Genomic DNA, 6,302 nt, shown 5'->3' on the forward strand with positions numbered 1-6,302 from the left:
ATTATCGACCGCGGTTCCGCAAGAGCGAGCAGCAGAAGGCGGTCGAGCAGCTCGGTGTCGTGGCGGAGGTCGACGGAATCCCGGTCACGACGGCCACCGCGGCCCGGCTGGTCACCGAACACGTTCGTGCGCTCGACATCGTCGATACCGCGTCCGTCTTGTTGACGGATCTGTCCATCACCGTCTCGACCGAGGGTTCGCGTTCTCGACGGGTCAACGACCTACAGCTCGTGGCAAGCAAATTGACACAGGTCGCAGGCGTCCTGCATTCGCGAGACGCGCTCGTCGAACGCCTGTACGCGGTGTCGCCGTCGGCGCCGTGGATTCGAAGTCTGGCCGACGCAGCACAATTCGCCGGCGCGGCCGGCGCGATCGCCACCCGCATCGACGCCGACGTTGCGCGGGCCGAGATCGACCGAGTTCTGTATTCCGTTGCTGCACAGATCGACAGCGGCCCGTCGCCGGAGGGCACAGCGTTGGTGACGGCACTGAGCCACGCCGCCGAAGACGAGGTCGTCCTGGCGTGCGAGAACTACCTGGCCGCATGCCAGGAGCGCAGGGATCAGCGGGAGCAGGACGACCTGGCGACGGCTCTGTCCGAGGCGGCCCCCGCGTTGTACGAGTTGGTGGTTGCCACAGCAGCCGAAACGGACTGGGACGAGCTCAGTTGGCAGATGTCCAAGGCCTGGGCGTGGCGCCGTGCCGAGGAGTGGATCCACCGTGTCCTGAACACCTCCGGTGAGGAGCACCGCCTCGAAGCCGAAACCAACTCTGCAGAAGCGGATCTCGCGTACCTCACGGCGAAGCTCGGTGCTGCGATGGCGTGGCGAGATTGTCTGGAACGAATGACCGCGGTGGAAGTGCGGGCGCTGCAGACGTATCGCGAGCACGTCTCGGCCATCGGCGCGGGTGCAGGCAAGTATGCAGAAACGTTCCGGAGCGCCGCACGTTCGGCGATGCGCGACGCGCAGAGCGCGGTGCCTGCGTGGGTCATGCCGCTCCAGCAGGTACTGGCGTCGGTACCGCCGATGGCGAACAGTTTCGATGTCGTCATCGTCGACGAGGCAAGTCAGGCCGACATCACCAGTCTTTTCCTCCTGTATCTCGCGCCCAGAGTCATCGTCGTCGGCGACGACCGGCAGTGCGCACCGGCGGACGTGCCGCAGTCGGGGACGCTCGAGAATGTGTTCGACAGGCTCGACCTACACCTTCCGGACTTGCCCGAACACGTCCGAGCCACTCTCACTCCGCGGTCTTCTCTGTTCTCGATGCTTCGCACCCGTTTCGGTCAGGTCGTTCGGCTGCGCGAGCACTTCAGATCGATGCCCGAGATCATCAACTGGTCGAGTCAGCAGTTCTACGGCGACTCACCGCTCATCCCGGTTCGCCAATTCGGCGCCGACCGCCTGCCACCTCTGCGTCATTCCTACGTACCCGACGCCACGGTCGCCGGTAAGGGACCGACGTTGGTCAACCGGGCGGAAGCGTTGGCGATCGTCGGGCAGATCGTCAAGTGTCTGGCCGATCCGCGCTACGCGGGCAAGACGTTCGGCGTCGTCGTGCTGCAGGGCACGGCTCAGGTCGAAGAGATCCGCAACGAGCTGATCGAACGTATCGGTATCGATCAGTGGGAGGACCGCCGCCTCAGGGTCGGCACGCCACCGGACTTCCAGGGCGACGAACGCAGTGTCGTCTTCCTGTCGATGGTCGTCGCACCCGGTCAGCCGTTCGTCGCGCTGACTGCGAATCAGTTCAAGCGCCGGTTCAACGTGGCCGCGTCCCGCGCGCAGGACCAACTGTGGCTGTTCCACTCGGTGACGGTCGACCGGCTCAAACGTGCAGATCTGCGAAACTCGCTGCTCACCTACATGACCTCGACGTCACCTGCCCCCGCCGCTCCGATGCCGGTCGGGGTGTCCCGTGACGTTCGGCACGAGGGCTTCGCGAGCCTGTTCGAGCAGCAGATTTTTCTCGATCTGCAGGAGCGCGGCTATCACGTCAATCCTGGTGTCGAGATCAACAATCGACGCATCGACCTCGTCGTGACCGGCTCGGCCTCCAGGCTTGCCGTGGAGTGCGACGGCGACACCGTCACGTGGAGCCCGGAGCGGTTGGCGGCCGACCTGCGGCGCGAGCAGGAGCTCGAGCGGTGCGGGTGGACGTTCTGGCGGGTGCGCGAATCCGCGTATCACCTCGATCCGGACGCGGCGATGTCGAGTCTGTGGGCGACGCTGTCGGCGGCGGGTATCGAGCCCGATTCGGTAGCCGTGGATTCCGCACCGACACTGCTCACCGAATGGACACCGATCGACCTCGAGCCGACGCCCAACGGTTCCGAGCCCGACAGTTTCGAGCACACCGGTTTCGAGCACACCGGTTCCGAGCACACCGGTTCCGAGCACCCTGCCCCGGTGCCTCCCGCCGACGCCGACGCCGATGTGTGGACGATGCCGGGCGGCACGTCCGATTTCTCGTTCGTGGCAAAAGAACTCCCGCGGAACGGTTTACACGACGGCGACGTCGACAACCGGCGCTGACGCCCTGGCTGCAGGTATCGAAGTGTCGTGGTGCGCTAGTTTGGAAGTCGACCTGTTTCCACGCCTGAGGAGCAATGCATGTCGAGAATCGCCGTATTCGGTGGCCACGGACAAGTCGCGCTTCGTCTCGCGCCGATGCTGGTGGCCCGGGGCCACGAGGTCGGATCGATCGTACGAAATCCTGCGCACGTCGACGACATAGTGAACGCCGGAGCCACCCCGATCGTGGCCGACATCGAGTACCTCGATGTGGAGAAGATCGCCGCTCTCGTGGAGGGTTGCGACGCCGTCGTCTGGTCCGCGGGAGCGGGCGGTGGAGATCCCGATCGGACGTATGCCGTCGACCGTGACGCCGCGATCAGGTCGATGGACGCCGCGGGCCGAGCGGGTATCGGGCGCTACGTGATGGTGTCGTACTTCGGGGCAGGCCGGGGTCACGGCGTCGACGAGAGCAACTCCTTCTTCGCGTACGCAGACGCGAAAGCCACCGCCGACGAGTACCTGAGATCCACGTCGCTGTCCTGGACGATCCTCGGGCCGAGCGCGTTGATCTCCGACGCAGGCACCGGGTCGATCTCGACGCGAGAGAACGGTGCCACCGGGTCGTCGGTGACGCGAGACGATGTCGCTGCAGTCGTCGCTGCAGTCGTCGATACGCCGTCGACCATCGGTCGGTTCATCGAATTCGACAACGGCACCACCCGGATCGCCGACGCGATCGCGTAGGGCCGTCGATGACTGAGCAGGCGCCACCGGACACCGAACGTTCGTCCACTGCACGAGCCCCTGGTGCGACTCGTCGGCGGCTGCTGAGGACGGCAACGGTAGTTCTCGTCGTCGGTCTGCTGTTCGGGGTTCCGCTCTGGACGGTGTTCTTCGCCGGCGCCGACTGGCCGGTGGCTGTGCGGCTGGCAGGGTGTGCCTTGATCGTGATCGCCGCGCTTGCGTTGCCGGTGACCATGGCGGCAGGTCATGCGGGTGGACGTGACGGCGCGGCACGCATAGGGGACACCCTTCTCGGGGTGGTGTGGATCGCGTTCGTCTGGAGCGTGCTCGGTGCGCTCGCCGAGCTCGTTCTCCTCGTTGTCGGAGTCGAAGACCCGCTCCGTTCGCGGGTCGTCGCAGTCTCCGTGGTCGTAATCGTTGTCGTGCTGTGTGTTTGGGGTAACCGTGAAGCCATGCGCGTTCCGCGGGTGGTGGAGCGGGAAGTGGTGCTGCCGCGTCTCGGCGCTGATCTGGACGGCACGCGCCTCGTTCTGATCACCGATACGCATTACGGGCCGTTCGACCGCACGGGGTGGTCGGCGAAGGTGGTCGAGGTGGTCAACGAGCTCGACGCGGATATCGTCGCCCACGTCGGGGATATCGCCGACGGATCGGTGGAAAAACGAGCTCGGCAGGTAGCGCCGCTGCGCGATGTGCGAGCCCGGCTGGCGCGGGTCTACGTCACCGGCAACCATGAGTACTTCGGCGAAGCTCAGGCCTGGCTCGATCACATGGAGTCCATCGGGTGGTCGTCGCTGCACAACCGGCGAACGACGGTGCGGCGGGGCGCCGTCGAGCTCTTCGTCGCCGGTGTCGACGATCGCACTGCCGCGGCGTCGGGCACGGCCGGCCACGGTGCGGATTTGGATCGGGCTCTCGACGGCGCGGATGCTGCCGCGCCTGTCCTTCTGCTCGCGCATCAGCCGAAACAGATCGACGAGGCTGTTCTGCGCGATGTCGACCTGCAGGTGTCGGGGCACACGCATGGCGGACAGATCTGGCCGTTCGAATATCTGGTCCGCCTGGATCAGCCAACCGTTCACGGCCTGAGTCGTCACGGAGCCCGCACGCAGCTGTACACCTCGCGTGGAACGGGCTATTGGGGACCACCGTTCCGCGTGTTCGCGCCCAGTGAGATCACGGTATTGACGCTTCGATCGGCGCGAGGCCGCTAGTCGGGCGCTCCGATATTGAGCTCGTCGGGGTGGGCGCCGACGCGGACGCCGTCGTCCAGGGTCGCGATGCGACTCAGGTCGTCAGCCGACAGTTCGAAGTCGAACACCTCGATGTTCTGTGAAATGCGCTCCGAGTGAACGGATTTCGGTATGACGATCAACCCGTTCTGCAGATGCCAGCGGATGAGTACCTGCGCGGCGGACTTGGCGTGACGCTCGCCGATCGACGTGATGACCTCGTCGGTGAGAAGCGTGTTGGGCTTGGATTGCTTGCCCCATCCGGAATTGTGGGTGCCGCCGAGTGGACTCCACGATTCGACGGCGATGCCGTGCCGTGCGGCTGCCTCGCGGATAGCGTGCTGGGGCAGATGCGGGTGAAGCTCGACCTGATCCACCGCCGGGAGCAATCCGCCGCGGTCGACGAGCAACTGCAGGTGCCTGGGTTCGAAGTTGCAGACGCCGACCGCCTTGGCCTTGCCGCTTTCCGCGATCTTCTCGAGCGCATCCCACGTGCGGAGCAGCCGTTCGTCGTCCTGTAGCGGCCAGTGAACGAGATACAGGTCCACGTACTCGAGGCCGAGCTTGCCGAGACTGACGTCGAATGCCTTCAGCGCGGGCTCGTAACCCTGGTCGGCGTTCCACAGCTTGGTGGTGACGAAGATGTCCTCCCGCGGAACGGACGACGCCGCGATGCCCCGGCCCACGGCTTCCTCGTTGCCGTAGGCGGCTGCCGTGTCGATGTGGCGGTAGTTCGCCTCGGCCAATGCGTGGCGTACCGCGCGTTCGGTCTCACTGTCTGCCGCCTGCCACACGCCCAGCCCGACCTGGGGAATTCGGGTTCCGGAGTTGAGGGCCACATTCGGTGTGTTCACCCTGCCCAGGGTAGCGGCGCTACCGCGATGCCGAAGGAGAAAGCGGGCGCTGGCATCATCTTGGGTTGTGACAGTGCACCTGGTCGCCACCGATCTCGACGGCACCCTTCTGCGGTCCGATCGGACGGTGTCTCCTCGGACTGCCGAGGCTATGGCTGCGGCGCGTGCGTCGGGAATCGAAGTCGTCTGGGCGACGGCTCGCGCCCGCCACTCCATTCACGAGTTGGCGGGCTCGTGTGGGTTCACCGGCAAGGTCGTCGGTGCCAACGGTGCGGTTGCCCTCGACCTCGCGGACGGGACGCCCGTCATTTCCGGGACGACGGCTATCGACCCGAGCGTGGTCGAGTCGGCGATGAATCGTGTTCGACGGCTCGTGCCCGGCATCGCGTTCGCCACGGTCGGCCCGACCCGTTTTGTTGCCGAAAGCGGATACGCGGCACTGTGCGTGTTCTCCGACCACCATAGACATCCGCACGAAATGGAGGTCTCGGCAACGGTTCTCGCCGACGAGCCGACAGTCAAGATCGTCGCACGCCACCCGGACCGGCCCAGCGTGGAGCTGTATCGCAGTCTTCTAGATGCCGCCGTCGGCGGGGTGGAGGTGACGCATTCGGGTGCACCGTACATCGAGATGTCGGCTGCCGGTGTATCGAAGGCGAGTGCACTTGCGCGACTGTGCCGAGAGTTGAACATCGACCGGCAACACGTTGCGGCCATCGGCGACGCATTCAACGACCTGCCCATGCTGGAGTGGGCCGGGACCGCATTGACGACGGCGAATGCCCGCGAGGAGATCAAGGCCGTCGCGGACCGAGTGCTCGGGTCCAACGACGACGACGGCGTCGCGGTCTACCTCGAAGAACTGGTTCGGCTGGGCAGCCCAACTACAGAGAACGCGTTCGATCACGAGACGAAGGAGACCAACTGACATGGGAAGCCCTGGCCAGTCGGCC

The 6,302-nt window shown here is 65.6% G+C and carries 5 protein-coding genes; 4 read left to right on the forward strand and 1 reads right to left on the reverse strand.

Annotation, left to right across the window (positions count from 1 at the left end; genetic code table 11):
• From WBQ44_RS07545 to WBQ44_RS07555, 3 genes are all read left to right on the forward strand, one after another.
• Positions 1-2,537 (forward strand): PDDEXK-like endonuclease domain-containing protein (locus WBQ44_RS07545; protein ID WP_495566099.1); only part of this gene is annotated, 2,537 nt, incomplete at its 5' end.
• A gap of 78 nt (positions 2,538-2,615) precedes the next feature.
• On the forward strand, positions 2,616-3,263 hold the full coding sequence (locus WBQ44_RS07550) for an SDR family oxidoreductase (RefSeq protein ID WP_495566100.1): 648 nt from the start codon (positions 2,616-2,618) through the stop codon (positions 3,261-3,263).
• Positions 3,264-3,271: 8 nt separating this feature from the next.
• Positions 3,272-4,477, forward strand: a complete 1,206-nt coding sequence (locus WBQ44_RS07555; protein WP_495566101.1) for a metallophosphoesterase — start codon at positions 3,272-3,274, stop codon at positions 4,475-4,477.
• On the opposite strand, the gene WBQ44_RS07560 is transcribed toward WBQ44_RS07555, so the two are convergent.
• A complete protein-coding gene (locus WBQ44_RS07560; RefSeq protein ID WP_495566102.1) occupies positions 4,474-5,349 on the reverse strand; it encodes an aldo/keto reductase in 876 nt (291 codons plus the stop codon). The genes WBQ44_RS07555 and WBQ44_RS07560 overlap by 4 nt on opposite strands.
• Positions 5,350-5,416: 67 nt before the next feature.
• Between WBQ44_RS07560 and WBQ44_RS07565 the strand changes: the two genes are divergently transcribed.
• Positions 5,417-6,277 (forward strand): Cof-type HAD-IIB family hydrolase, encoded by an 861-nt coding sequence (locus tag WBQ44_RS07565; RefSeq protein ID WP_495566103.1) that lies wholly within the window; start codon positions 5,417-5,419, stop codon positions 6,275-6,277.
• Positions 6,278-6,302 lie beyond the last annotated feature (25 nt).

The sequence above is a fragment of the Rhodococcus sp. (in: high G+C Gram-positive bacteria) genome, assembly GCF_049591685.1.
Lineage (GTDB): Bacteria > Actinomycetota > Actinomycetes > Mycobacteriales > Mycobacteriaceae > Rhodococcoides.

Bases quoted from the DNA above. Each gene is read 5' to 3' on its own strand.
- WBQ44_RS07555 (WP_495566101.1), top strand. From the start codon at position 3,272: ATGACTGAGCAGGCGCCACCGGACACCGAACGTTCGTCCACTGCACGA.
- WBQ44_RS07550 (WP_495566100.1), top strand. From the start codon at position 2,616: ATGTCGAGAATCGCCGTATTCGGTGGCCACGGACAAGTCGCGCTTCGT.